This window comes from Enterobacter vonholyi, from assembly GCF_008364555.1.
Taxonomy (GTDB): domain Bacteria; phylum Pseudomonadota; class Gammaproteobacteria; order Enterobacterales; family Enterobacteriaceae; genus Enterobacter; species Enterobacter vonholyi.
Window position 1 is genome coordinate 203,931 of sequence record NZ_VTUC01000037.1, and the last position, 24,969, is coordinate 228,899.

The 24,969-nt window shown below is 58.2% G+C and carries 22 protein-coding genes and 1 riboswitch; of the genes, 15 read left to right on the forward strand and 7 right to left on the reverse strand.

Annotated features, from left to right (window positions below):
• Positions 1 to 218 precede the first annotated feature (218 nt).
• Genes F0319_RS19870 through hldE form a run of 3 tightly spaced genes read left to right on the forward strand, consistent with a single transcriptional unit; the run spans position 219 to position 5,868 of the window.
• Positions 219 to 1,520, forward strand: a complete 1,302-nt coding sequence (locus tag F0319_RS19870; protein WP_149367613.1) for a CYTH domain-containing protein — start codon at positions 219 to 221, stop codon at positions 1,518 to 1,520.
• Positions 1,521 to 1,541: 21 nt separating this feature from the next.
• Entirely contained in the window at positions 1,542 to 4,397 is a 2,856-nt protein-coding gene (gene glnE / locus F0319_RS19875; RefSeq protein ID WP_149367614.1) for a bifunctional [glutamate--ammonia ligase]-adenylyl-L-tyrosine phosphorylase/[glutamate--ammonia-ligase] adenylyltransferase, read from the forward strand.
• Positions 4,398 to 4,437: 40 nt separating this feature from the next.
• A complete protein-coding gene (gene hldE / locus F0319_RS19880) occupies positions 4,438 to 5,868 on the forward strand; it encodes a bifunctional D-glycero-beta-D-manno-heptose-7-phosphate kinase/D-glycero-beta-D-manno-heptose 1-phosphate adenylyltransferase HldE (RefSeq protein ID WP_149367615.1) in 1,431 nt (476 codons plus the stop codon).
• A 77-nt stretch (positions 5,869 to 5,945) separates the two neighbouring features.
• On the opposite strand, the gene ubiK is transcribed toward hldE, so the two are convergent.
• The gene (ubiK, locus tag F0319_RS19885) at positions 5,946 to 6,242 is read right to left on the reverse strand and encodes a ubiquinone biosynthesis accessory factor UbiK (protein ID WP_014071796.1); all 297 of its coding nucleotides are present in this window, start codon (positions 6,240 to 6,242) and stop codon (positions 5,946 to 5,948) included.
• 119 nt (positions 6,243 to 6,361) lie between these two features.
• A riboswitch (FMN riboswitch) is annotated at positions 6,362 to 6,512 on the forward strand.
• Between the two features lie 106 nt (positions 6,513 to 6,618).
• On the opposite strand from ubiK, the gene ribB reads away from it, so the two are divergent.
• Entirely contained in the window at positions 6,619 to 7,272 is a 654-nt protein-coding gene (gene ribB, locus F0319_RS19890) for a 3,4-dihydroxy-2-butanone-4-phosphate synthase (RefSeq protein WP_010435670.1), read from the forward strand.
• A gap of 32 nt (positions 7,273 to 7,304) precedes the next feature.
• Here the strand turns inward: ribB and zupT are convergent, their stop codons facing one another.
• Positions 7,305 to 8,078, reverse strand: a complete 774-nt coding sequence (zupT, locus tag F0319_RS19895; protein ID WP_033146665.1) for a zinc transporter ZupT — start codon at positions 8,076 to 8,078, stop codon at positions 7,305 to 7,307.
• Positions 8,079 to 8,274: 196 nt separating this feature from the next.
• Between zupT and ygiD the strand changes: the two genes are divergently transcribed.
• Positions 8,275 to 9,063 (forward strand): 4,5-DOPA-extradiol-dioxygenase, encoded by a 789-nt coding sequence (ygiD, locus tag F0319_RS19900; RefSeq protein ID WP_149367616.1) that lies wholly within the window; start codon positions 8,275 to 8,277, stop codon positions 9,061 to 9,063.
• An 81-nt stretch (positions 9,064 to 9,144) separates the two neighbouring features.
• Here the strand turns inward: ygiD and F0319_RS19905 are convergent, their stop codons facing one another.
• The 3 genes from F0319_RS19905 to tolC form a co-directional block, all read right to left on the reverse strand.
• Positions 9,145 to 10,305 carry a glutathionylspermidine synthase family protein gene (locus F0319_RS19905; RefSeq protein WP_149367617.1) on the reverse strand — a complete coding sequence of 387 codons (1,161 nt, stop codon included), beginning with the start codon at positions 10,303 to 10,305 and terminating at the stop codon, positions 9,145 to 9,147.
• 2 nt (positions 10,306 to 10,307) lie between these two features.
• Positions 10,308 to 10,976: a DUF1190 family protein gene (locus F0319_RS19910; protein WP_149367618.1), complete on the reverse strand. Its 669-nt coding sequence runs from the start codon at positions 10,974 to 10,976 to the stop codon at positions 10,308 to 10,310.
• 190 nt (positions 10,977 to 11,166) lie between these two features.
• The gene (gene tolC / locus F0319_RS19915) at positions 11,167 to 12,645 is read right to left on the reverse strand and encodes an outer membrane channel protein TolC (RefSeq protein WP_111963287.1); all 1,479 of its coding nucleotides are present in this window, start codon (positions 12,643 to 12,645) and stop codon (positions 11,167 to 11,169) included.
• Positions 12,646 to 12,849: 204 nt separating this feature from the next.
• Here tolC and nudF point away from each other — a divergent pair, with 204 nt between their 5' ends.
• Genes nudF through parE form a run of 5 tightly spaced genes read left to right on the forward strand, consistent with a single transcriptional unit; the run spans position 12,850 to position 17,258 of the window.
• On the forward strand, positions 12,850 to 13,482 hold the full coding sequence (gene nudF / locus F0319_RS19920; protein ID WP_149367619.1) for an ADP-ribose diphosphatase: 633 nt from the start codon (positions 12,850 to 12,852) through the stop codon (positions 13,480 to 13,482).
• A complete protein-coding gene (locus F0319_RS19925; protein WP_014833293.1) occupies positions 13,479 to 13,901 on the forward strand; it encodes a DUF1249 family protein in 423 nt (140 codons plus the stop codon). Before nudF ends, F0319_RS19925 begins: the two co-directional genes overlap by 4 nt.
• Before the next feature lie 27 nt (positions 13,902 to 13,928).
• Positions 13,929 to 14,756 carry a 3',5'-cyclic-AMP phosphodiesterase gene (gene cpdA, locus F0319_RS19930; protein ID WP_111963286.1) on the forward strand — a complete coding sequence of 276 codons (828 nt, stop codon included), beginning with the start codon at positions 13,929 to 13,931 and terminating at the stop codon, positions 14,754 to 14,756.
• Positions 14,756 to 15,337 (forward strand): esterase YqiA, encoded by a 582-nt coding sequence (gene yqiA, locus F0319_RS19935; RefSeq protein ID WP_047173609.1) that lies wholly within the window; start codon positions 14,756 to 14,758, stop codon positions 15,335 to 15,337. Before cpdA ends, yqiA begins: the two co-directional genes overlap by 1 nt.
• 28 nt (positions 15,338 to 15,365) lie before the next feature.
• Entirely contained in the window at positions 15,366 to 17,258 is a 1,893-nt protein-coding gene (gene parE / locus F0319_RS19940; protein WP_149367620.1) for a DNA topoisomerase IV subunit B, read from the forward strand.
• 83 nt (positions 17,259 to 17,341) lie between these two features.
• On the opposite strand, the gene F0319_RS19945 is transcribed toward parE, so the two are convergent.
• Positions 17,342 to 19,483, reverse strand: coding sequence for a TonB-dependent siderophore receptor (locus F0319_RS19945; RefSeq protein ID WP_111963284.1), 2,142 nt, complete (start codon positions 19,481 to 19,483; stop codon positions 17,342 to 17,344).
• Between the two features lie 384 nt (positions 19,484 to 19,867).
• On the opposite strand from F0319_RS19945, the gene F0319_RS19950 reads away from it, so the two are divergent.
• Genes F0319_RS19950 through F0319_RS19970 form a run of 5 tightly spaced genes read left to right on the forward strand, consistent with a single transcriptional unit; the run spans position 19,868 to position 24,541 of the window.
• A complete protein-coding gene (locus F0319_RS19950; RefSeq protein WP_149367621.1) occupies positions 19,868 to 20,680 on the forward strand; it encodes an ABC transporter ATP-binding protein in 813 nt (270 codons plus the stop codon).
• Entirely contained in the window at positions 20,677 to 21,660 is a 984-nt protein-coding gene (locus F0319_RS19955) for a FecCD family ABC transporter permease (protein WP_149367622.1), read from the forward strand. The genes F0319_RS19950 and F0319_RS19955 overlap by 4 nt, the downstream gene beginning before the upstream one ends.
• Complete coding sequence (locus F0319_RS19960) at positions 21,657 to 22,697, forward strand: FecCD family ABC transporter permease (protein WP_111963282.1); 1,041 nt, start codon at positions 21,657 to 21,659, stop codon at positions 22,695 to 22,697. The genes F0319_RS19955 and F0319_RS19960 overlap by 4 nt, the downstream gene beginning before the upstream one ends.
• A 9-nt stretch (positions 22,698 to 22,706) precedes the next feature.
• Complete coding sequence (locus F0319_RS19965; RefSeq protein WP_149367623.1) at positions 22,707 to 23,657, forward strand: iron-siderophore ABC transporter substrate-binding protein; 951 nt, start codon at positions 22,707 to 22,709, stop codon at positions 23,655 to 23,657.
• On the forward strand, positions 23,654 to 24,541 hold the full coding sequence (locus tag F0319_RS19970; RefSeq protein WP_111963280.1) for a MurR/RpiR family transcriptional regulator: 888 nt from the start codon (positions 23,654 to 23,656) through the stop codon (positions 24,539 to 24,541). The genes F0319_RS19965 and F0319_RS19970 overlap by 4 nt, the downstream gene beginning before the upstream one ends.
• Before the next feature lie 88 nt (positions 24,542 to 24,629).
• On the opposite strand, the gene F0319_RS19975 is transcribed toward F0319_RS19970, so the two are convergent.
• The gene (locus F0319_RS19975; protein ID WP_032664433.1) at positions 24,630 to 24,944 is read right to left on the reverse strand and encodes a putative quinol monooxygenase; all 315 of its coding nucleotides are present in this window, start codon (positions 24,942 to 24,944) and stop codon (positions 24,630 to 24,632) included.
• Positions 24,945 to 24,969: the final 25 nt, after the last annotated feature.

Below are 24,969 nucleotides of genomic sequence, written 5' to 3' on the forward strand. Positions count from 1 at the left end.
ATTTTCATAAATAGTGGAACGATAGTAGTGGCAACAGTGTCTCTACGCAAAGCATTCGTCAGCAATCAGAATCATCTGTGTCACGACTCTACACATTTACGCCCGACAAATTGCTCATTGCATGGCAATTTGGCGCAAAATACTATGTACTGACAAACAAATGGCGAGGAAGTTCGCCCTCATTGACGCGTCTGTGACGCCCGCAAAAGTACAAGGCTATGGCTCAGGAAATCGAATTAAAATTTATCGTCGAAAAAGACAGCGTTGACGCACTCCGCCAGCATCTGCATACGCTTTCCGGCGAACACCATGCACCGGTACAACTGCTTAATATCTATTACGAAACGCCAGACAACTGGCTGCGCCGCCACGATATGGGGCTGCGCATCCGTGGCGCGAGCGGGCGCTACGAGATGACGATGAAAATTGCCGGCCGCGTGGTCGGCGGTTTACATCAGCGCCCGGAATACAATATCGACATCAGTAAGCCAGAACTTGAGCTGGAACGTTTCCCGGCGGAAGTCTGGCCGGAAGGCGAGCTGCCTTCCGCGCTGGCGGAACAGGTACAGCCGCTGTTCAGCACAGATTTCTGGCGCGAGAAATGGCTGGTGACGGAAGGCAACAGCCGCATCGAAATCGCCCTCGATCTGGGTGAGGTGAAGGCAGGGGAATTCCAGGAACCGATTTGCGAACTGGAGCTTGAGCTGCTGGAAGGGGACGCAAATGACGTTCTGAAGCTGGCGCGCAGGCTGGTGAACCATTCCGGATTACGCCAGGGGAGCTTGAGCAAAGCCGCGCGGGGTTACCATCTGGCCGCCGGAAATGCGCCACGCGTGCTGAAAGAGACGACCATTTTGCACGTTGCGCCGAAAGCCAGCGTTGAACAGGGTCTGGAAGCCGCGCTGGAGCTGGCGCTTTCTCAGTGGCAGTACCACGAAGAGCTGTGGGTGCGAAATGTGAAAAACGCGAAATCCCACGTGCTCGCGGCGATTGCCCTGGTGCGCCATACCCTGGCGCTGTTCGGCGGTATCGTTCCTCGCAAAGCGAGCGCTCACTTACGCGATCTGCTGACGCAAACCGAAACGCTGATGCTCTCGGACGTCTCGGCGCAAACGGCGATCTACAGCCCGCAGGCCGCTTCGGCAAAACTGGCGCTGACCGAGTTTCTGGTGACGCGCGGCTGGCACGCCTTCCTGGATGCGAAAGCCGAGGCCAAAATCGCGGAAAACTTTAAACGTTTCGCAGATATTCATCTTTCCCGTCATGCGGCCGAACTGAAAAGCACCTTTGCGTATCCGCTCGGCGATAAGTATGGCGATCAGCTTCCCCGTCTTTCGCGCAACATCGACAGCATGCTGCTCCTTTCCGGTGCCTACGATGGTCCAAAGGCGCAGGCGTGGCTGGAAAACTGGCAGGGGCTGAAGCATGCCATCGAAACCCGTCAGCATATCGAGATAGAGCATTTCCGTAACGAGGCCATTTCGCAGGATCCGTACTGGCTGCACAGCGGAAAACGTTAACTCTGGCAAGGAACCCCTATAATGCCGCTTTCTTCAGCGTTACAGCAGCAGTGGCAGAACGTTTGCGAACGTCTGCCTGAGTCATTACCGGCGTCATCGTTAAGCGAGCAGGCGAAGAGCGTGCTCGCCTTCAGTGATTTTGTGCAGGAAAGCATCGCCGTCTACCCGGACTGGCTGGCGGAGCTTGAAAACGCACCGCCGCAGGCGGACGAGTGGCGGCACTATGCCGGCTGGCTGCAGGCCGCACTCGAAGACGTAGCGGATGAAGCGACGCTGATGCGCGTCCTGCGCCATTTCCGCCGTCGGGTGATGGTGCGCATTGCCTGGGCTCAGGCGCTGGAGCTGGTGAGCGAAGAGAGCACGCTGCAGCAGTTAAGCGAGCTGGCGCAAACGCTGATTGTCGCCGCGCGCGACTGGCTCTATGCCGCCTGCTGTAAAGAGTGGGGCACGCCGTGCAGCGAGGAAGGGGTTCCTCAGCCGCTGCTGATTCTGGGGATGGGCAAGCTGGGCGGCTGCGAACTGAACTTCTCCTCCGATATCGACCTGATTTTCGCGTGGCCCGAGAACGGCTCCACGCGCGGCGGTCGTCGCGAGCTGGACAACGCCCAGTTCTTTACCCGCCTCGGTCAGCGTCTGATTAAGGCGCTGGATCAGCCGACGCAGGACGGCTTTGTTTACCGCGTGGACATGCGCCTGCGTCCGTTTGGCGACAGTGGACCTCTGGTGCTGAGCTTTGCCGCGCTGGAGGATTACTACCAGGAGCAGGGGCGCGACTGGGAGCGCTATGCGATGGTCAAAGCGCGGATCATGGGCGACAGCGACGACGCTTACGCTAACGAACTGCGCGCCATGCTGCGCCCGTTCGTGTTCCGTCGCTATATCGACTTCAGCGTCATCCAGTCCCTGCGTAATATGAAAGGGATGATCGCCCGTGAGGTTCGCCGTCGCGGGCTTAAGGACAACATCAAGCTCGGCGCGGGCGGTATTCGCGAAATCGAATTTATCGTTCAGGTCTTCCAGCTTATTCGCGGCGGGCGTGAGCCGTCGTTACAGTCCCGCTCGCTATTGCCGACGCTGAGCGCCATCGAGCAGCTTCATCTGCTGCCGGACGGCGACGCGCAAACCCTGCGCGAGGCCTATCTTTTCCTGCGACGTCTGGAAAACCTGCTGCAAAGCATCAACGACGAACAGACCCAGACCCTGCCGGGCGATGATCTTAATCGGGCGCGCCTGGCCTGGGGCATGCGCGTGGATGACTGGTCTACGCTGACCGAACGGCTGGACGCTCACATGGCGGGCGTGCGCCGCATCTTTAACGAGCTGATCGGTGATGACGAAAGTGAATCGCAGGACGATGCGCTTTCCGAGCACTGGCGCGAGCTGTGGCAGGACGCGCTTCAGGAAGATGACACCACGCCGGTACTGACGCATTTAACCGACGACGCCCGCCATCGCGTGGTGGCGCTGATCGCGGATTTCCGTCTCGAACTGAACAAACGGGCAATCGGCCCGCGTGGTCGTCAGGTGCTGGATCACCTGATGCCGCATCTGCTGAGCGAGGTCTGCTCGCGGGCGGACGCGCCGGTGCCGCTGTCGCGCATGATGCCGCTGCTGAGCGGGATTATTACGCGCACCACGTATCTGGAGCTTCTGAGCGAGTTCCCGGGGGCGCTGAAGCATCTGATTACGCTCTGCGCCGCCTCGCCGATGGTGGCCAACAAGCTGGCGCGATATCCGCTGCTGCTGGATGAGCTGCTCGATCCGAACACGCTGTATCAACCCACGGCGACGGATGCCTACCGGGACGAGCTGCGTCAGTATCTGCTACGCGTGCCGGAAGAAGACGAAGAGCAGCAGCTGGAGGCGCTGCGCCAGTTTAAGCAGGCGCAGATGCTGCGCGTGGCGGCGGCGGACATCGCCGGAACGCTGCCGGTGATGAAAGTGAGCGATCACTTAACCTGGCTCGCGGAGGCGATCATCGACGCGGTAGTGCAGCAGGCGTGGGTGCAGATGGTGGCCCGCTACGGCCAGCCGAAGCACCTTGCTGATCGTGAGGGGCGAGGGTTTGCCGTGGTGGGTTACGGCAAGCTCGGCGGCTGGGAGCTGGGATACAGCTCCGATCTGGATTTAATCTTCCTGCACGACTGCCCGGTTGACGTGATGACCGACGGCGAGCGCGAGATTGACGGTCGCCAGTTCTACCTGCGCCTGGCGCAGCGCATCATGCACCTGTTCAGCACCCGCACCTCGTCGGGCATTTTGTATGAAGTTGATGCGCGCCTGCGTCCGTCCGGCGCGGCGGGCATGCTGGTGACCTCAACGGAATCCTTCGCCGATTACCAGAAGAACGAAGCCTGGACGTGGGAGCATCAGGCGCTGGTGCGCGCTCGCGTGGTGTATGGCGATCCTCAGCTCAAAACGCAGTTTGACGTCATCCGCAAGGAGGTTATGACTACCGTGCGTGATGGCAGCACGCTGCAAACGGAAGTGCGCGAGATGCGCGAAAAAATGCGCGCGCATTTGGGCAATAAACACCGTGATCGCTTTGATATTAAAGCCGACGAGGGCGGGATTACCGATATTGAGTTCATTACCCAGTATCTGGTGCTGCTTCACGCCCACGACAAGCCGAAGCTGACGCGTTGGTCGGATAACGTGCGCATTCTGGAACTGCTGGCGCAAAACGACATCATGGACGAGCAGGAGGCGCAGGCTTTAACCCGCGCCTACACGACGCTGCGCGACGAGCTTCATCACCTGGCGCTGCAGGAGCAGCCGGGGCACGTGGCGCTGGACTGTTTTGTCGCAGAACGCGCTCAGGTAACGGCCAGCTGGCAGAAGTGGCTGGTGGAACCGTGCGTAACAAATCAAGTGTGATATTATCGCGCGCAAATTGTGAATCTTTCTGGAGTCAGGAATGAAAGTAACACTGCCAGAGTTTGAACGTGCTGGAGTTATGGTTGTTGGGGATGTGATGCTGGATCGCTACTGGTATGGACCGACCAGCCGCATCTCTCCGGAAGCACCGGTACCGGTGGTTAAGGTCGACACCATTGAAGAGCGTCCCGGCGGCGCGGCAAACGTGGCGATGAACATTGCCTCTCTGGGCGCGCAGTCGCGTCTGGTGGGCTTGACCGGCATCGACGATGCGGCGCGCGCGCTGAGCAAGTCGCTGGCGGACGTGAACGTGAAGTGCGACTTCGTTTCTGTTCCGACCCACCCAACGATTACGAAACTGCGCGTGCTGTCGCGCAACCAGCAGCTGATCCGCCTCGACTTTGAAGAAGGGTTCGAAGGCGTTGATCCCGAGCCGCTGCACGAGCGTATCAACCAGGCGCTGGGCAATATCGGCGCGCTGGTGCTGTCCGACTACGCCAAAGGCGCGCTGGCGAGCGTGCAAACGATGATTCAGCTGGCGCGTAAAGCCAGCGTGCCGGTGCTGATCGACCCGAAAGGAACCGATTTTGAGCGCTATCGCGGCGCAACCCTGCTGACGCCAAACCTCTCCGAATTTGAAGCGGTGGCGGGCAAATGCAAAACCGAGGAAGAGCTGGTTGAGCGCGGCATGAAGATCATTGCAGACTTCGAATTATCTGCGCTTCTGGTGACCCGCTCTGAGCAGGGGATGACGCTGCTGCAGCCGGGCAAAGCGCCGCTGCATATGCCAACCCAGGCGCAGGAAGTGTACGACGTGACCGGTGCCGGTGACACGGTGATCGGCGTGCTGGCGGCGACGCTGGCAGCGGGTAATTCTCTGGAAGAGGCGTGCTACTTCGCTAACGCCGCGGCGGGCGTGGTCGTCGGTAAACTTGGGACCTCAACCGTTTCCCCAATCGAGCTGGAAAACGCGGTGCGTGGTCGCGCGGATACTGGTTTTGGCGTCATGACTGAAGACGAGCTGAAGGTAGCCGTCGCCGCCGCGCGCAAGCGTGGGGAAAAGGTGGTGATGACCAACGGCGTGTTCGACATTCTGCACGCTGGCCACGTTTCGTATCTGGCGAATGCGCGCAAGCTGGGCGATCGCCTGATTGTGGCGGTCAACAGCGATGCGTCGACCAAACGCCTGAAGGGTGAAACGCGTCCGGTGAACCCGCTGGAGCAGCGTATGATCGTGCTCGGTGCGCTGGAAGCCGTGGACTGGGTGGTGTCGTTTGAAGAAGACACGCCGCAGCGCCTGATTGCCGGTATTCTGCCGGACCTGCTGGTAAAAGGCGGGGATTACAAGCCGGAGCAAATCGCGGGCAGCGAAGAGGTCTGGGCCAACGGCGGCGAGGTGATGGTGCTCAACTTTGAGGACGGGTGCTCAACCACCAACATCATCAAGAAGATTCAGAAAGACAGTAAGTAAAAAAACGGGCCGTTTGGCCCGTTTTTTTTCACCCTCTCCCTGTGGGAGAGGGCTGGGGTGAGGGCATCAGGCCGCACTTACTCCTGGTCATCCACCGGCGGAATGGCCGGTGCCGGCTTCACTTCTTCCGGCGCATTGCGGTTTTCCAGCTCGGTCAGACGCTGTTCCAGCAGCGCCAGCTTCTCGCGGGTGCGCAGCAGAACCTGGGTCTGCACGTCAAACTCTTCGCGACTGACTAAATCAAGGCGAACCAACTGCGCCTGCAGCGTCTGGCGGATTTTCTTTTCTACGTCATCACCAAATTCACGAATGCCTTTTGGCATAGATTCATGAACCTGACGCGCGATCTGCTCAATTTTTTTCGGGTCAATCATTGTCGTTTCCCTTGATGGAAAGGTGTTAGTGTCCATTGTAGCGCGTCATGCCCGGGGTAAACAAAATTGTTTGATGCTTATGCATTGCCCAGGATAATCAATAGCGTTATAGTTATCTCGCTTATTCTCAGGGCGGGGCGAAATTCCCCACCGGCGGTAAATCAGCGTGACGCTGAAAGCCCGCGAGCGCTTTGGGTGAACACTCAAAGGTCAGCAGATCCGGTGTAATTCCGGGGCCGACGGTTAGAGTCCGGATGGGAGAGAGTAACGATCAAGTCGGGCATGGGCCCGCTCACGTTATCTTTTTGCCGCTTATACGGCGCTCCTAAGACTGCCCTGATTCTGGTAACCATAATGTTAATGAGGTTTTTTTACCATGAATCAGACGCTACTTTCCTCTTTTGGCACTTCAACTCAACGTGTTGAACATGCACTGGATGCACTGCGCGAAGGCCGCGGTGTGATGGTGCTTGACGATGAAAACCGTGAAAACGAAGGCGATATGATTTTCGCCGCCGAAAACATGACCGTTGAACAGATGGCGCTGACCATCCGTCACGGCAGCGGCATCGTATGCCTGTGTATTACTGAAGATCGTCGTAAGCAGCTCGAGCTGCCGATGATGGTCGAAAACAACACGAGCGCCTTTGGTACCGGTTTTACCGTGACCATTGAAGCGGCGCATGGCGTGACCACCGGTGTGTCTGCGGCTGACCGTCTGACCACCGTTCGTGCAGCTATTGCCGATGGTGCGAAGCCATCCGATCTGCATCGTCCAGGCCACGTCTTCCCGCTGCGCGCGCAGGCGGGCGGCGTGTTGACCCGCGGCGGTCACACCGAAGCGACGATCGACCTGGTGACGCTGGCGGGCTTCAAACCTGCCGGTGTGCTGTGTGAACTGACCAACGATGACGGCACCATGGCGCGCGCGCCGGAGTGCATCACCTTTGCCCGTCTGCACAATATGCCGGTGGTAACGATTGAAGATCTGGTCGAGTATCGCCAGGCGCACGAGCGCAAAGCCAGCTGATAATAAAAACGCCGGGATGTCCCGGCGTTTTTTTACCCGATTCCTGCGGTCTGCAGCAGAACCAGACTTAATCCCATCACCGACATTCCGCACAGCACGCCATAGCTGGGGTTGTTGTTAGGATCGATCTCCTTCGCCAGCGGCATCAGCTCATCCACCGAAAGCGCAACCATGATCCCGGCAACCGCTGCCATAATCGCTGCCATCACTACCGGAGAGACCAGGCTACCAAGGATCAGCCAGGCCAGCACGCCGCCAAGGATTTCGGCCATCCCGGAAATACCGGCCCAGAACACCGCGGTGCGTTTCGATCCCGTTGCGGCATACACGGGTCCGGCAACGGCCAGTCCTTCAGGAATATTGTGTAAGGCGACCGCCAACGCGATGCCAAAGCCCATCTCAAGATTGCTGCTGGCCGTCACGTAGGTGGCGACGCCTTCCGGGAAGTTATGCAGGCTGATGCCAAGCGTTAACAGCACGGCGGTACGCTTGATATTGCGCGGCATGGGCGTCACGTTTTTTTGCATTAAATCCTGCGGATGGGCGTGCGGCAGCATTCGATCGAGGGCAAAGTATCCCAGCAGGCCAAAGACAAACATGCCGTAGCCCAGCAGCGGAGACATGCCTTCCGTGCCCAGCGCGGCAGGGAGCATTTCCATCAGGGAGATGAGCAACATGATCCCGGCAGCAAAGCCCAGTGAGAAGGCCAGCACGCGGTTAGAGGGCTTTTGGCCGAGCACGCCGAGAAGCGCACCGATGAAGGTCGCGGCGCCCGCCAGTATGGTCAGGATCAGAGGGACTGACATGCATTGCTCCTTATGATAATGATTCTCATTAATATAAATGATTCATTTCTGGCAAAGCGAGGGGGAAAACCCGGCTTTACACATTCCTTACATTCAAATTTCCTGATGATGATCTTCACGCTTATCTGCGTTCATCTTTGCCGGATTGCGCGTAATGTAGCACCATTAAATTGACACCTTTCGTAAGGATATCACCATGACTTCTTCACGTATGCCAGCCCTGTTTTTAGGCCACGGTAGTCCTATGAACGTTCTGGAAGACAACGTCTATACCCGCGCCTGGCGTCATCTGGGCGAGACGCTACCGCGTCCGAAAGCGATCGTGGTGGTATCTGCGCACTGGTTTACCCGTGGGACGGGCGTGACCGCCATGGAAGCGCCAAAAACCATTCATGATTTTGGCGGCTTCCCGCAGGCGCTTTACGACACGCATTATCCGGCCCCCGGCTCGCCCGAGCTGGCACAAAGGCTGGTGGATTTGGTGGCGCCTGTCCCTGTGACGCTGGATAAAGAGGCCTGGGGCTTTGACCACGGCTCCTGGGGCGTGCTTATTAAAATGTATCCTGATGCGGATATTCCGATGGTGCAGTTGAGCATCGACAGCACCAAACCGGCCGCCTGGCATCTGGAGATGGGCCGCAAGCTGGCGACCCTGCGTGATGAAGGCATCATGCTGGTGGCGAGCGGCAACGTGGTGCATAACCTGCGTACCGCACGCTGGCACGGTGAGAATACGCCCTACCCGTGGGCGACCGCCTTTAACGACTATGTTAAAGCGAACCTGACCTGGCAGGGGCCGGCTGAGGCGCATCCGCTGGTGAACTTTCTGGATCATGAGGGCGGTTCGCTTTCTAACCCGACCCCGGAGCACTTCCTGCCGCTGCTGTACGTACTTGGCGCGTGGGATGGTCAGGAGCCGGTTACGATCCCGGTCGACGGTATTGAGATGGGCAGTTTGAGTATGCTATCGGTGCAGGTGGGATAATAAAAGCAAAACGGCAACGTCAGGTTGCCGTTTTTAGTCTTTCCACCCTCTCCCTGTAGGAGAGGGCATCAGGCCGCAGTCTTACTCCACGAAAATGTGCGGATAGAACCGCGACAGATCCTGCGTGATCAGTGCGCGATCTTCGCGAATGCCAATTCCGGCAGGCTGATCGTTGATGAGCCAGCTGCCAATCAGCGTATAGCTGTCGCCAAATTTTGGAAGTTGATAGAACTCCTGGACGATCATCCCTTCTTCGCCGTACGGCCCTTCAACCGCTTCCAGCGTCTTGCCGTTTTCGATAATCGACACGTTCGCGCCTTCGCGGGAGAAGATCGGCTTAACGACGTACTTCTCCATTTGCGGGTAATCATCTTCTGCAAAGTACGCCGGCAGCAGGTTCGGATGGTTCGGGAACATCTCCCAGAGCATCGGCAGCAGGGCTTTGTTGGAGATAATGCTCTTCCATGCCGGCTCAAGCCAGCGCACGCCAGCATCTTCCAGCTTGGTGGAGAACATCTCGCGCAGCATGTATTCCCACGGGTAGAGCTTGAACAGGTTGCTGATCACCTGGTCCTGCATGTCCGTGAACTGACCTTTTTCACCCAGGCCAATATCCTCAATATAGAGGAACTCGGTCGCCACCTCCGCTTCAGCGGCGCAATCCTGCAGATACTGAACCGTGCCACGGTCTTCTTCCGTGTCGCGGCAGCAGGCGAGATGCAGCAGGTTGAAGCCAAACTGCTCGCGCAGCTCGGCGAAGCGCTCGATCAGCTTTTCCTGCAGGCTGTTGAACTGGTCGCTGCCTTCCGGCAGGTTTCCGGCATTGGCCTGGTCTTCCAGCCAAATCCACTGAAAGAACGCCGCTTCGTACAGGGACGTTGGGGTATCGGCGTTGTTTTCCAGCAGCTTCGGTTCACCTTTGCCGTCCCACGCCAGATCCAGGCGAGAGTAAAGCGAAGGCTGATTCGTTTTCCACGACTGGCGGACAAAGCTCCAGTTGTGCTTTGGAATGCGGAACTTTGCCATCAGCTCGTCGCTGTCGATGACTTTTTCAACCACCTTCAGGCACATCTGATGCAGCTCGGCCGTTACCTCTTCCAGCTTCTCAACCTGGGCCAGCGTGAGCTTGTAATAGGCGTCTTCACACCAGTACGGCTCGCCGTACATGGTGTGGAAGTTAAAACCGTACTCGGTGGCTTTTTCGCGCCAGTCCGGGCGCTCGGTGATACTGACTCGTTCCATGATCAGCCGCCCATAGAGCGAGTAGATGAGGTGCCTGTCGCGCTGCGCTGCATGCTGGTCTGCTTCGCCACAGACTCACCGAACCCGCCACGGGTGATGGTGCTGGTGGTCGCAGGCTTCGGCGCCATCGCCGTTTTCGGTACGGTCATGGTGCGGCCAGGGGTCGCTGCGCCGTAGCCTTTGCCGCTGGCATCGGTATATTGACCGTAAGCCGGGCTGGCCGGGTTTTTCGAGCTAAACAGCGGCTGCTGCTGGTAGCCTGCACCACCGCCCATCAGGCGGCCCATCATGTAGCCTGCCATCAGCGGCATCCAGAAGCTGCCGCTGGACTGCGCCTGCGCCTGATTTTCAGGTGCGGTGCCTGCCTGAGCCGGTGCCTGCTGGCACTGACCTTCACCAAACTCCGCCACGCAGTCTTCGCGTGAGGCATATTTCGGCGCGGTACGTTCCGCTTCTTTCAGCGCGCTGGTGTAAGCCGTTTTACATTCGGCGGCTTTGCCGGTTGCGGCAGAACAGTCGTCCGCGTTTTGATACAGCGAAACCGTTTCGTCATTTTTCTCACAGCCTGCCAGCATAAAGACAGCCGTGACCGCCAGCGCAACAGGGGTGAGGTGACGTGCGTTCCAGCTCTTGCGGAACGACGCGTGATTGATCGTTTTTGTCCGTTTCATCTTTGTCTTCCAGGACCCAGTGGTAATAACGCTCAGGATAGAGGATGAGTGGTTGAAAATGAAGCGAAGAGGGGCGGAATCAGGGGGATCTTTACGTTGACTTACGTTCGGATGTGATTCAGATGCGCCCTCTCCCTGTGGAAGAGGGCTGGAGTGAAGGCATCAGGCCGCAGTGGGCCTGATGACACTCTTAGTTACGGAACGGATTATTGCTCTTGCTGGCAGGCGCTGTGGTGCGCGCGGCAGCAGGCTGTGCAGCAGGGGTAGTGCCGTTAGCGTTGAAGTTATCAACCGCGGCAACCTGCTCCGGGTTCTCCGGTGCAACGCTGTCCGGAGAAGTGGAGACCGGTTTGCCCAACGCGCTGTTCAGCATCTGCAGGTCTTGCTCGTTCAGCGTACCCAGAGCCTGTTTGATGTTCAGCTGGTTAATCAGGTACTGGTAACGCGCGCTGGAGAGCTGCTGTTTCGCGTTGTACAGCGTGGTGGTCGCATCGAGCACGTCCACAATAGTACGTGTACCGACCGAGTAACCTGCTTCCATCGCGTCCAGGGAGCTCTGTGCAGAAACAACGGCCTGTTTATAGGCGTTGATGCTGCTGATTGAGGCGTTCACGTTGTTGAAGGAGGAACGTACGGTCTGCACCACGTTGCGGTGGGCGCTTTCCAGCTGCTCGCTCGCGCCAACAAAGTTGTACTGCGCCTGTTTCACCTGGGAGTTGACCTGACCGCCCTGATACAGCGGCAGGGAGAAGCTCAGGCCCACCTTGTTCTGGCCCATATTGCTGTCGTCATACTGGGACGTATTGGTTTTAGAGCCGCTGTAGGTTGTATCAGAGACACCGGTAGACGCGCTCAGGCTCAGGGTTGGCAGATGGCCGTCCTGCGCCTGACGAATTTGCTCGCGGGCCAGGTCCTGGCTCAAACGCGCCTGCAGCAGCGTCAGGTTGCGGTTTTCCGCCTCTTTCAGCAGGGCGTTAACGGCCTGCGGCTTATCCGTTTTGAAGCTGTCGACGTTCAGGGAGGCCAGCTCAGGATAGTAATTGCCGGTGACCTGACGCAGGGATTCCAGCGCGTTGTCGAGGTTGTTACGCGCGGTCACTTCGTTAGCCAGCACGGTGTCGTACTGTGAACGGGCGTTCTGTACGTCGGTGATCGCGACCAGGCCCACGTTGAAGCGCTGGGTGGTTTGATCTAACTGACGGTAAATGGCCTGTTTCTGCGCTTCGGTGTAGGAGAGTGCGTCAATCGCGCTCAGCACGTTGAAGTACGCCGTGGCGGTATTCAGGATCAGCGTCTGCTGGTCGGTCTGATAGGTCACATCCTGGATGCCTGCGCTCTTTTCCTGCAGGGTCAGGGCACGCCATTTGGACATATCAAACAGCGTCTGTGTTAATTGCAGTGAGGCGCTGGTAGCATTGGAGTTTACGCCGTTAGCGTCGCGGAAACCGTTGCTGTAGGTATAATCTGCACCTAAACCTAACTGTGGCAGCAAGGGGCTACGAGCTTCGTTAATCTTTTCAAACGCAGCATCACGATCGGCCGCTGATTTACGTAAATCAGGGTTGCCCAGACGTGCCTGCTGGTAGACCTGTAACAGGTTTTCCGCCTGGCTCATTGCACTGAAGCCCGTCAGGCTCAGGCCGATAAGGATGGGGAGCAATTTCTTCATTTGCATTCCTTGTTGTGAAGCAGTATTAGCGCTGATCTAATTAAAAAATAATTGCCGATTCTAACAGAATCATCCACACCAAAAGGTTGGCGTTACGTGCCATCTGGCGGTAATTTGCACCAATCTACCATATAGCCTTACAAACGGCAGCCAAACAGCCTTGAAATTCACAATTTCATCACCATTGCTACCAGGACTCGACTCATGCAAAAACCAGAAAAGTTGCCCGTGACATTCACCAAAAACGATGTAGAAATTATTGCACGAGAAACGCTTTATAGCGGTTTTTTTTCAATGGATCTTTACCGTTTCAGGCATCGCCTGTTCAACGGTGAAATGAGCGGCGAAATCAGACGCGAAATTTTTGAGCGCGGGCATGCGGCAGTCTTGCTACCCTTTGACCCAGTGCGTGACGAAGTTGTGCTGGTGGAGCAGATCCGCATCGCCGCTTATGACGTCAGTGAGAGCCCGTGGCTGCTGGAAATGGTGGCCGGGATGATCGAAGAAGGTGAGACGGTTGAAGACGTCGCCCGACGCGAGGCGCTGGAAGAGGCCGGGCTGGTGGTGGGCCGCACAAAACCGGTGCTGAGCTATCTGGCAAGCCCGGGAGGTACCAGCGAGCGCTTGTCCATTATGGTGGGCGAAGTGGACGCCACGACGGCGGAAGGGATCCACGGTCTGGCAGATGAAAACGAAGATATTCGGGTTCATGTGGTGAGCCGGGAACAGGCTTATCAGTGGGTAGAAGAGGGGAAAATCGACAACGCAGCGTCTGTCATCGCCCTGCAATGGCTGCAGCTGCATTATCAGACATTACGAAACGAGTGGAAAAAATGAAGCGCTATACGCCTGACTTCCCAGAAATGATGCGCCTGTGCGAAACCAATTTCGCACAATTGCGCCGCCTGCTGCCGAAAAACGACGCACCCGGCGAAACGGTAAGCTATCAGGTGAGCAACGCGCAGTATCGTTTAACGATAACAGAATCAACGCGCTACACTACGCTGGTGGAAATTGAGCAAACGGCACCCAGCATTAGCTACTGGAGCCTGCCGTCAATGACGGTACGCCTCTATCACGACGCGATGGTCGCTGAAGTGTGTTCAAGCCAGCAGATCTTTCGCTTCAAGGCGCGGTATGATTACCCGAATAAAAAGTTGCATCAACGCGACGAAAAGCATCAAATTAACCAGTTTTTAGCCGACTGGCTAAGATATTGTTTAGCACATGGAGCAATGGCGATTCCGGTTTGTTAGCGTCATAAACCTACCTAAGGACACCATTTGGAAAGCCTGTTGAACCTGACTGTTGCTGGTGGGGCGCCAGTCAGGATATTACAAATCACCGATACCCACCTTTTTGCCGAAAAGCATGAAACGCTGCTGGGGGTGAATACCTGGGAGAGTTATCAGGCGGTACTTAGCGCCATTCACGCCGAAAACCGTGCATGCGATCTGATTGTCGCAACGGGCGATCTGGCGCAGGACCAATCTTCCGCGGCCTACCAGCATTTTGCTGAAGGCATCGCGAGCTTTAGCGTGCCTTGCGTCTGGCTGCCAGGAAATCATGACTTCCAGCCCGCTATGTACAGTTCTCTCCAGGATGCGGGTATTTCTCCGGCGAAATGTGTTTTTGCGGGTGACCAGTGGCAGATCCTGCTGCTGGACAGCCAGGTGTTTGGCGTCCCGCACGGTGAGTTAAGCGAGTTTCAGCTCGACTGGCTGGAGACCAAACTGGCTGCTGAACCTGAACGTCACACGCTGCTGTTGCTTCATCATCACCCTCTGCCGGCGGGCTGTAGCTGGCTCGATCAGCACAGTCTGCGCAACTCCGCAGCGTTGGATCGCGTGCTGGCGAAGTTCCCGCGAGTGAAAAACCTGCTGTGTGGACATATTCACCAGGAACAGGATCTCGACTGGAACGGGCGCCGCATGCTGGCGACGCCGTCGACCTGCGTTCAGTTTAAGCCGCACTGCGCCAACTTTACGCTGGATACCATTGCGCCAGGCTGGCGCTGGCTGGAACTGCATGCCGACGGCACGCTGACCACGGAAGTCTGCCGTTTGACCGGTGCAAAATTCCGCCCGGATACCGCTTCAGAAGGCTATTGATGTCTACGCTCCTTTATCTGCACGGATTCAACAGCTCGCCGCGCTCCGCAAAAGCGACACTGTTTCGCCAGTGGCTGAGCGAGCATCACCCCGACGTTGAGATGATTATCCCGCAGCTGCCGCCTTACCCGGCAGAGGCCGCGGAGATGCTGGAATCCATTGTGCTTGCGCACGGCGGCGAAACCTTCGGTGTGGTCGGTTCCTCGCTGGGCGGGTATTACGCCACCTGGCTCTCACAATGCTTCATGCTACCTGCCGTTGTGGTTAATCCGGCGGTTCGGCCATTTGAGCTGCTGAGGGACTTTCTTGGCGAAAACGAGAACCCCTACACCGGGCAGCAATATGTGCTAGAGTCACGCCATATTTACGATCTCAAAGTTATGCAGGTCGACCCGCTTGAGGCGCCGGATCTCATCTGGCTGTTGCAACAGACGGGTGATGAAGTGCTGGATTACCGCCAGGCAGTGGCGTATTACGCCTCCTGCCGCCAGACTATAGAAGAGGGCGGAAATCATGCTTTCACGGGCTTTGAGAATCATTTCACCCAGATTGTCGATTTTCTTGGACTGCACAGCCACTGACAATCAATGCGAATTGCTAGTTTAAATCATGACGCAAACCTATAACGCTGATGCCATTGAGGTCCTCACCGGGCTTGAGCCGGTTCGCCGCCGCCCGGGGATGTACACCGATACAACGCGCCCAAACCATCTGGGCCAGGAAGTTATTGATAACAGTGTGGACGAAGCGCTGGCGGGCCATGCCAAACGCGTTGACGTTATCCTGCATGCCGATCAGTCGCTGGAAGTCATCGACGACGGGCGCGGCATGCCGGTGGATATCCATCCGGAAGAGGGCGTGCCTGCCGTTGAGCTGATCCTCTGTCGTCTGCACGCGGGCGGTAAGTTCTCCAACAAGAACTACCAGTTCTCCGGCGGCCTGCACGGCGTGGGGATTTCCGTCGTGAACGCCCTGTCCAAACGTGTGGAAGTGAACGTCCGTCGCGACGGCCAGATTTATAACATCGCGTTTGAAAACGGCGAGAAGGTGCAGGATCTGCAGGTTGTCGGCACGTGCGGCAAACGCAACACCGGCACCAGCGTCCACTTCTGGCCTGACGAAAGCTTCTTCGACAGCCCGCGCTTTTCCGTATCCCGCCTGACGCACCTGCTGAAAGCCAAAGCGGTGCTGTGTCCGGGTGTGGAAATTACCTTTAAAGATAACGTCAACAATACCGAGCAGACCTGGTGCTACGCCGATGGCCTGAACGACTACCTGTGCGAAGCGGTAAACTGCCTGCCGACGCTGCCGGAAAAACCGTTCGTCGGTAACTTTAGCGGCGATACCGAAGCGGTCGACTGGGCTCTGCTGTGGCTGCCGGAAGGCGGCGAACTGCTGACCGAAAGCTACGTCAACCTGATCCCAACCATGCTCGGCGGTACCCACGTCAACGGGCTGCGTCAGGGACTGCTGGACGCGATGCGCGAATTTTGCGAATACCGCAATATCCTGCCGCGCGGCGTGAAGCTGTCGGCGGAAGATATCTGGGACCGCTGCGCCTACGTGCTCTCCGTGAAGATGCAGGATCCGCAGTTTGCCGGTCAGACCAAAGAGCGTCTGTCGTCACGCCAGTGCGCGGCGTTTGTCTCCGGCGTGGTGAAAGATGCGTTTACCCTGTGGCTGAACCAGAACGTTCAGGCAGCAGAGATGCTGGCTGAAATGGCGATTTCCAGCGCCCAGCGTCGTCTGCGTGCCGCGAAGAAAGTGGTGCGTAAAAAGCTGACCAGCGGCCCTGCGCTGCCGGGCAAGCTGGCGGACTGTACCGCGCAGGATCTCAACCGTACCGAGCTGTTCCTCGTGGAAGGGGACTCAGCGGGCGGATCGGCCAAGCAGGCGCGCGACCGTGAATATCAGGCGATCATGCCGCTCAAGGGGAAAATCCTGAACACCTGGGAGGTCTCTTCTGATGAAGTGTTGGCCTCGCAGGAAGTCCACGATATCTCGGTGGCGATCGGTATCGATCCGGACAGCGACGATTTGAGCCAGCTGCGCTACGGCAAGATCTGTATCCTCGCGGATGCGGATTCCGATGGTCTGCACATCGCCACTCTGCTGTGCGCGCTGTTTGTGAAGCACTTCCGCACGCTGGTTAAGAATGGTCACGTCCACGTGGCGCTGCCGCCGCTCTACCGTATCGACCTCGGCAAAGAGGTTTACTACGCGCTGACGGAAGAAGAAAAAGCTGGCGTGCTGGAACAGCTGAAGCGCAAGAAGGGCAAACCTAACGTTCAGCGCTTTAAAGGGCTGGGCGAGATGAACCCGATGCAGCTGCGCGAAACGACGCTGGATCCGAACACGCGCCGTCTGGTACAGCTGACGATCAGCGACGAAGACGAACAGCAAACGAATGCCATGATGGATATGCTCCTTGCCAAGAAACGTTCGGAAGACCGACGTAACTGGCTGCAGGAGAAAGGCGATATGGCGGATATTGAGGCCTGATGCCCTCACCCTAACCCTCTCCCACAGGGAGAGGGAATGGATCGTAGGCCCGGTAAGCGTTAGCGCCACCGGGCTTTTTTACATCAAAACTCCATCTTCACCGTAAACTGCACTTCGCGCGGGTCGCCAATCTGATTACCCAGATTGTTGGTGGCGATAGATGAGGTGTAGTAGGTTTTATCAAACAGGTTCTTCACGTTCACCTGCAGCGTCACTGGATACTGTAGCTTCATCTTGTACGCCGCAAACGCATCCGCCACGAAATAGCCCGGCAGATAATAATCCGCACCGTTGGTTGCGGAACGACGGCTTACGCCGTGCCCGCCGCCGCCCAGCGTCAGGGTATTCCCGGCGAACGCATTGTGAATATCGTAGGTAAGGAACAGGGAGCCGGTATGGCGCGGCACGTTCGGCAGCGGTTTGCCCGCGTAGTCCGGATCTTCCAGCACCTTCGCGTCGGTATACCCATAGCTGGCGATAATATTGGTGTTCTCGGTCAGTGAACCGGCCAGATCCACCTCCACGCCCTGGGAGCGCACGCGGCCCGCCGTTTTGGCGATGGTTTCCCCTCCCACGCTTTCGTTGTACAACACGTTGCGTTTGTGAATATCAAACAGCGCGATATTGGCGGTAACCCCGTCGAACAGGTCGAACTTTGCGCCCACTTCGTAAGCATTCGACGTTTCCGGCGGCAGATCGCCGATGTAGCTCGCAATGGACGACTGCGGCATAAACGTTTGCGAGTAGTTGGCAAACAGCGAGACCGCTGGCGTGAGCTTATAAACCAGCCCCAGCTTCGGCGTCCACTGTTCGTCGCGGCTGTCGGTGTTGACGTTGAACGGGCGGCCTTTCCCCGCGTACTGGGTGTAATACTGGTAGCGCATGCCTGCGACGGCAATCCACTTATCGGTCAGGTACAGCGCGTCCTGCGCATAGGCAGAGTAGCTTTCCTGCTTCAGCGTCTGGTCGCTGTCGGACGCCGACACGGTGGTGCATTTGCCGAGTTTGCCATAGGTCGGGTGATAGATATTGAAATCCTTAACGTTCTTACAGCGGATCATGTCCGTGCGCAGCAGATCGTAATTCTCATACGACACGCCGGTCAGGATCTCATTGTAAAAGCCCGCGATGTCCACGTTTCCCTGCAGATCCGCGCGCGTCGTGTGCATACGCTGTGTCGAGCCCTGGGTCGCATCCACGCGGCGGGTCAGGTTGCCGGTTTTTGAATCGTAGGCCATCACGCGCGCCTGGTTATCGCTGTATTTATCCTGGCTGTAGCTGTAGTCAAACTTCGCGGTCCACTGGCTGTTGAGGCGATACTCCGCGTTGAGCTGAGCGAGATCGGACTGCCCGTCGGTGATGTTAAACGGTTCGTCAAAGCGGGTTTTGCGATCGACATCAACGGCTTTTTTAGTGTTGAGATCGAAGATCGTTCCGCGATCGAACGGCGTTTTATAGTCGCGATGCGAATAGAGCGCGGTCACGGTGGCGTCGTCGCCGAACCAGGTGAGCGACGGGGCGATAAAGGTGCTGCGTTCGTTGCCAAAATTACGCCAGTAATCCTCGTCCTGATATTCGCCCGTCAGGCGATACGCAAGGCGCGTGCCGTCAATCGGGCCGGTAACATCGATCTGTCCGGTGCCGCCGCCAAAGCTGGAAGAGGTGGCGGAAAGGGAGCCGCCGAAGGTCTTCTCCGGGCGTTTGGTGACAACGTTGATCAGGCCACCCGGATCGAGAATACCGTAGAGCGTCGAGGCCGGGCCTTTCAACACCTCCACGCGCTCGGTTGCGGCATTAAAGCTGCGCGGCAGGACGGTGCGCAGGCCGTTAGTCATGATCGAGCCGTCGCGGTTTGCGCCAAACCCGCGGCGCACGAAGGCATCCTGCGTACCGCCCAGGGTGTTGGTTTGCACCACGTTGCTGACGTTGTACAGCGCTTCATCCAGCGTGGTGGCGTGCTGATCCTCCAGCACTTTATCGCTGACGGTATTGACCACCTGCGGTATATCCAGCATCGGCATGTTGGTTAACGTCGCGGTGGAGGTGTTCAGCGGCTGATAGCCGTTGGTGGCTTCCGCCGTCGTATTTGGATCGGCGGTGACGGTAAGCGTTTCGCCGTCTTTAGCCGCGGTGTTATCTGCTGCCTGAACCAGCGGCGCCATAAACAGCAGAGAAAAGAGCGCGCGCCCTTTTACCCCAGAGAGTGAAGGTGTGAACGTAGCCATTACATCTGTTATCCCGAAATATCCCGCGAATGACGTTTCGCGGCAAACTGTGTGAGTCATTGCCCTTTACGGTCTGTCCGTTAGCCTGAATTAGCATCGGACATGTAATTGAGAATCATTCAATCATGCGTGAATGTAGTAGTAAATGGAAAAAAGAAAAAATCGACTACAACATTTAACCGTGCGTACAAGCGCAGCGGGATAATAATTAAGTCATTGAAATAGATGTTTTTACAAGCCGTCCAGTTTTCACTTTTACTCAGGCTTACCCCTGGTTTTTCCAGGGTGTTTCTTCGCTTGACTACTACATGGCGCGGCGTCAAACTCTCAAAAGAGAATGAGTTTTATTTTTATTTATTGGTTTTTCATTACGTTGGCGTTCACGTGGCTCACAACACACACAAACCGGGTCTGGTTCTGGAGAACCTCTCAGCGGGCTATCAGAAAAAAATCATCGTTGATGATATCTCCCTTGCGATCCCACAGCAGAAAATGACCGTGCTGGTAGGGGCGAACGGCTGTGGGAAATCCACGCTGCTGAGCACCATTGCGCGTTTGCTCCAGCCGCTTGGCGGCGCGGCAGTTCTCGACGGCAAGGCGATCCACGAGCAGCCCACCAAAGCGGTCGCCCGTCAGCTTGGCATTCTCCCGCAGTCGCCGCTGCTTCCGGAAGGGTTAACCGTTTTTGAACTGGTCTCGCGCGGGCGTTTTCCCTGGCAAAACTTTATGCGTCAGTGGAGCGACGAGGACGAGCGGGCGGTGGAAGAGGCCCTGCGCCTGACCGGCACGGCAGAGTTTGCCCATATGCCGGTGGAAAGCTTATCCGGCGGCCAGCGTCAGCGCTGCTGGATCGCCATGGCGCTGGCGCAGCAAACGCCGTATATCCTGCTTGACGAGCCGACGACGTATCTCGATCTCCGCTACCAGGTGGAGATCCTGGAACTGCTGCACGCCCTGACCCGCCAGCACGGGCGTACCGTGGTGGTAGTGCTGCACGATCTCAACTTCGCCGTGAACTACGGTGATTCGCTGGTCTTTTTGCGCCAGGGAAAAGTGGAGGGCGTATTGCACGAGGGCGACGTCTGCACGCCGGAACTGATCAAAACGGTGTTTGACGTGGACGTGCATATGTCCATTAACCCCTTGACCGGAAAACCGTTCTTTATGCCTTTTCGCCAGAGCCTTGAACAGCCATGATACGCGCTTCTCTGGCCCTCCTGATTATTATATTGCTGCTGGCGCTGGGTGCGATTACGCATCTTGGCATCGGCGCACGCTTTATCGCCCCGCAGACGGTAGTGGAGGCATTCATCCACTTCGACCCGCGCAATTTCGACCATAACGTCATTATCAAATTACGACTGCTGCGTCTCTGCGCCGCGATGGTGACGGGCGCCGCGCTCGGCGTGGCGGGCGTGCTGCTGCAGTCTGTGATCCGCAACCCGCTAGGCGAGCCGCATATTCTGGGGCTCAACGCCGGGGCTGCGCTGGCAGTGGTGATCGTCAGCGCGCTTGGCCTGTCGCTGCCGTTTGGTCGCCCGCTGATCGCCGCCGCCGGTGCTGCCGCGCTGTTTCTGCTGGTGCTGATGTTTTCCTCATCCGGTCGCACCGGGCTCACGCCGATGAAGGTCACGCTGTGCGGCGTGGCGATGTCGGCGTTTGCCTCGTCGATTACCGCCGCGGTGTTAATCCTGGATGAACAGACGCTGCTCGACCTGCGTACCTGGCTGGCGGGTGATATCGCCGGGGTCAACGCGCAGATGCTCCAGAGCGCCCTGTGGGCTGCAGCCGCTGGTTTTGTTCTTGCGATCGGGCTGTCGCCCTCGCTCAACATGCTGGCGCTGGGCGACAGAATGGCGCAGGGGCTTGGCGTGTCCCTGCTGAAAACCCGCCTGCTCGCCCTGCTGGCCATCGCGCTACTCTGCGGTGCGGCCGTCTCTATCGCCGGGCCGATTGGTTTTATTGGCCTGGTCGTGCCGCAGCTCATTCGCCGTCTGGTGTCAGTCGATTTACGCGTGATGGTGCCGCTATCTGCGCTGTGCGGCGCGCTGGTGCTGCTGCTGGCGGACATCGCCGCCCGCACGCTGTTTACCCCCTGGGAGCTGGCAACCGGCATCATGACCGCCCTGGTCGGCGCGCCCGTGTTCATCTGTATGGCGTCGAGGATGTTCAAATGAACCGGGCCGGATTCCGCGCGATCCGCGTTGGCCACCTGTCGGCGCTGATTCGCCCGCGGGCGCTGGCGTGCCTGTCGCTTTTCGCGCTGGCGGCGTTAAGCCTGCTGGGCTTTGGCCTGACGCACGGTTCTCTGCCTATTCCCACCTCCGCCATCGTGCGCGCGCTGTTTTCACCTGAAAGCCTGACGGCGGAGACGCGCTACATCGTGATGGATATCCGCCTGCCGCGCCTGCTGATGGCGGTGCTGTGCGGCGCGATGCTCGGCATGGCGGGGGCGGCAATGCAGTCCATCACCCGCAACGGCCTGGCTGACCCGGGGCTTATCGGCGTGAAGGAGGGCTGTAGCGCGGCGGTACTGCTGCTGATTTTTCAATTCCCGGGGCTGGGCCTGGCCTGGCGTCCGCTGGTCGGCATGGCCGGTGGGCTGCTCACCGCGCTGGTAGTTATCGCCCTGGCGCGCGATATCTCGCGCCCGCGGTTCATCCTGATCGGCATCGGCGTGTCATGGGCCTTTGCCGCTGCAATGGGCGTCTTTATCACTACTGCCGACGTGCGCGACGTGCAGACGGCGATGCTGTGGCTGGCGGGAAGCCTGCATGCGGCAAACTGGACGCTGGTGGGCCTGGCCGCGCTCTGGGCCGCTCCCGCTTTTGCGCTGCTGCTGTTTACCGCGCGGGCAGCGGACGTGGCGTTGCTCGGCAATCAGGCCGCAGCGGGTCTTGGCGTGCGCATAACGCGGCTGGCGCTGCTGCGGGTTCTCGCCCCGGTAGTGCTGACGGCGGCCAGCGTCTCGTGCGTGGGCAGTATAGGCTTCGTGGGGCTGATTGCTCCGCATATGGCGCGCCTGCTGCTGCGTGGTGGGCAAACGGCGCTCCTGACGGGAAGCGCCGTGCTGGGCGCGCTGCTGGTGCTGATAGCGGATAACGTCGGACGTCTTGCATTCCTCCCGCTGCAGCTGCCGGCGGGAATTGTCATTTCATTGATTGGCGGACCGTTTTTCCTGCTGCTGCTCTGGCAGCGTCGGGACAGATTTTAGGGGACTATAATGCGCGTACTGTTTTCGATGCTGTTGCTGGTGGGGTTCGCGGTAAGCGCGGCGGAGCCAACGCAGGTATTTACCGACGATTTGGGACGCAAGGTCGTTGTGCCGGTTTATCCGAAGCGGATTGTTTCCTTACACGATCTGGATATCACCATTCCGCTGATTGAGCTTGGCGTGCCGCCGGTGGCGAGCCATGGCCGCACGCGGCCGGACGGTAGCCACTTTCTGCGCTCCAGCGGCATGTTGACCGGCGTCGATTTCGATAATTCCGATATCAAATTTATCGGCACGGCCGATATCGACATCGAAGCCATCGCCGCCGCAAAGCCTGATCTGATCGTTACCGAGCCGACCCGCAACACCCCGGTGGAACAGCTGGCGAAAATTGCCCCGACGGTGAGCATCGATCATCTCGACGGCGGCGCGCCGGAAATCTACCGCAAGCTGGCTCAACTGACAGGAACGCAGGCGCGGCTCAAGGTTCTGGAGCGGCGCTATCAGGAGCAGATTAAGGCGCTGAAGTCGACTATTGATACCAGCAAGGTGACCGTGTCCGTGATTCAGGCGAATCAGGGGAAGATTAACGCCATGCACAGCTACCACTCGCTGGGCCGCGTGCTGCGCGACGCAGGATTCAAGTTCCCGCCGCTGATTGAGTCCATCCCGGAAGAGGGACGGATTGACGTCAGCGCCGAGCGCCTGCCGGAGCTGGATGCCGATTTCGTCTTCGCCACCTGGCGCGGGGATACGGGCGGTAAACCGCAGGACGAGCTGGCGGCGATGGATGCTGTCATGCCGGGCTGGTGTCAGTTCCTCAATGCCTGCCGAACCGGGCATTACGTGCTGATCTCGCGTGAAGAGGCGATCTCGAATTCGTTCGCGTCTTTAGGGCTGATGGTCGCGCAGGTACAGTCTCAGATTGCCGGGCGTCCGCTGCCGGAGGCATCACGGTGATCCGCAAAGAGAAAGGGCGCGTGGATGTCTATGGCGACCGTTTTCGCGCGCGGGCGCATCAGCTGACGCCGCGTCTGCTGCAGGTTGCACGCTATATTCATGACAATCGCGAAGCGGTGATGGAACAGACCGCCATGGAGATTGCTGCGGAACTGAAAACCTCGGATGCCACGGTGGTCCGCGCCATCCAGGCGCTGGGTTTCGCCGGGCTGCGCGATCTCAAGCAAACGCTTGAGCAGTGGTTTGGTCCGGTGGTCACCTCCAGCGAAAAGATGTCCACTACGGTGAACACGCTTGCCAGCGACGTCAACGCGAGCATTGATTTCGTTCTGGAGGGGCATCAACACACCTGCGAGGTGTTGTCCGAGCCGCACAACCGCTACGCGATGGCCCAGGCGGTCTCTCTGCTGGCGCAGGCGAGGCAGGTCGCCATATTTGGCATTGGCGCCTCCGGCATTCTGGCCGAGTATACCGCCAGGCTGTTCAGCCGCATGGGGTTACCCGCCACGCCGCTTAACCGTACCGGAATAGGGCTTGCCGAGCAGCTGATTGCGCTTCAGCGCGGCGACGTGCTTGTGATGATGGCGCAGAAGTCCGCGCACCGGGAGGGGCAAACCACCCTGCGTGAAGCAAAACGTCTGGGCATTCCAACGATACTGCTGACCAACGCCCTTGATTCGCGCTTCAGCAAGGAGGCCAGCGTGGTGATCCACGTTCCGCGCGGCGGCGAAAAGGGCAAAATCCCGCTCCACGGCACGGTGCTGCTGTGTCTGGAGATGATTATTTTATCCGTAGCCTCCACCGAGCCGCAGCGCACTATCAAGTCGATGAAGCGCATCAACGAGCTACATCGCGGGTTAAAACCGGGGAAGAAAAGCAGCTAAAAACAACAAAGCCCGGTTGCGCTGACGCTCACCGGGCCTGGACCTGTTCTCCCTCTCCCGTCAGGAGAGGGCTGGGGTGAGGGAAAACTTAAACCCCTTGCTCCAGAATGCGGATGTGGGTTTCCAGCACGTCACCCTTCACCGCGTCACTCCACGCTTTCATGTGCGTGGTCTGCAGGTGTGCTTCGAGGTGCGCGACGGTTTCCCACTGCTCAACCATGATGATCGAGTCCGGTGCGGTCGCCTGGAAGCTGGCGTCAGTGGCGGCATCCACCATCGGCGCGTAGCCGTGGCAGCCTTCTTCTTTCAGTACGGTCGGGATAATTTTCGCGAACTGATCCAGCACCGCCTGACGGTGATGTTGACCTGGACGAGTACGGATTTCTGCGATAACGGTAAGCATGTTTACTACTCCTTTAATTCCAGGC

What these genes read in the sequence shown, in the direction of transcription:
- F0319_RS19870 (WP_149367613.1), top strand. Translation starts at nt 219, where the DNA reads ATGGCTCAGGAAATCGAATTAAAATTTATCGTCGAAAAAGACAGCGTT.
- glnE (WP_149367614.1), top strand. Translation starts at nt 1,542, where the DNA reads ATGCCGCTTTCTTCAGCGTTACAGCAGCAGTGGCAGAACGTTTGCGAA.
- hldE (WP_149367615.1), top strand. Translation starts at nt 4,438, where the DNA reads ATGAAAGTAACACTGCCAGAGTTTGAACGTGCTGGAGTTATGGTTGTT.
- ubiK (WP_014071796.1), bottom strand. Translation starts at nt 6,242, where the DNA reads ATGATTGACCCGAAAAAAATTGAGCAGATCGCGCGTCAGGTTCATGAA.
- ribB (WP_010435670.1), top strand. Translation starts at nt 6,619, where the DNA reads ATGAATCAGACGCTACTTTCCTCTTTTGGCACTTCAACTCAACGTGTT.
- zupT (WP_033146665.1), bottom strand. Translation starts at nt 8,078, where the DNA reads ATGTCAGTCCCTCTGATCCTGACCATACTGGCGGGCGCCGCGACCTTC.
- ygiD (WP_149367616.1), top strand. Translation starts at nt 8,275, where the DNA reads ATGACTTCTTCACGTATGCCAGCCCTGTTTTTAGGCCACGGTAGTCCT.
- F0319_RS19905 (WP_149367617.1), bottom strand. Translation starts at nt 10,305, where the DNA reads ATGGAACGAGTCAGTATCACCGAGCGCCCGGACTGGCGCGAAAAAGCC.
- F0319_RS19910 (WP_149367618.1), bottom strand. Translation starts at nt 10,976, where the DNA reads ATGAAACGGACAAAAACGATCAATCACGCGTCGTTCCGCAAGAGCTGG.
- tolC (WP_111963287.1), bottom strand. Translation starts at nt 12,645, where the DNA reads ATGAAGAAATTGCTCCCCATCCTTATCGGCCTGAGCCTGACGGGCTTC.
- nudF (WP_149367619.1), top strand. Translation starts at nt 12,850, where the DNA reads ATGCAAAAACCAGAAAAGTTGCCCGTGACATTCACCAAAAACGATGTA.
- F0319_RS19925 (WP_014833293.1), top strand. Translation starts at nt 13,479, where the DNA reads ATGAAGCGCTATACGCCTGACTTCCCAGAAATGATGCGCCTGTGCGAA.
- yqiA (WP_047173609.1), top strand. Translation starts at nt 14,756, where the DNA reads ATGTCTACGCTCCTTTATCTGCACGGATTCAACAGCTCGCCGCGCTCC.
- parE (WP_149367620.1), top strand. Translation starts at nt 15,366, where the DNA reads ATGACGCAAACCTATAACGCTGATGCCATTGAGGTCCTCACCGGGCTT.
- F0319_RS19945 (WP_111963284.1), bottom strand. Translation starts at nt 19,483, where the DNA reads ATGGCTACGTTCACACCTTCACTCTCTGGGGTAAAAGGGCGCGCGCTC.
- F0319_RS19955 (WP_149367622.1), top strand. Translation starts at nt 20,677, where the DNA reads ATGATACGCGCTTCTCTGGCCCTCCTGATTATTATATTGCTGCTGGCG.
- F0319_RS19960 (WP_111963282.1), top strand. Translation starts at nt 21,657, where the DNA reads ATGAACCGGGCCGGATTCCGCGCGATCCGCGTTGGCCACCTGTCGGCG.
- F0319_RS19965 (WP_149367623.1), top strand. Translation starts at nt 22,707, where the DNA reads ATGCGCGTACTGTTTTCGATGCTGTTGCTGGTGGGGTTCGCGGTAAGC.
- F0319_RS19975 (WP_032664433.1), bottom strand. Translation starts at nt 24,944, where the DNA reads ATGCTTACCGTTATCGCAGAAATCCGTACTCGTCCAGGTCAACATCAC.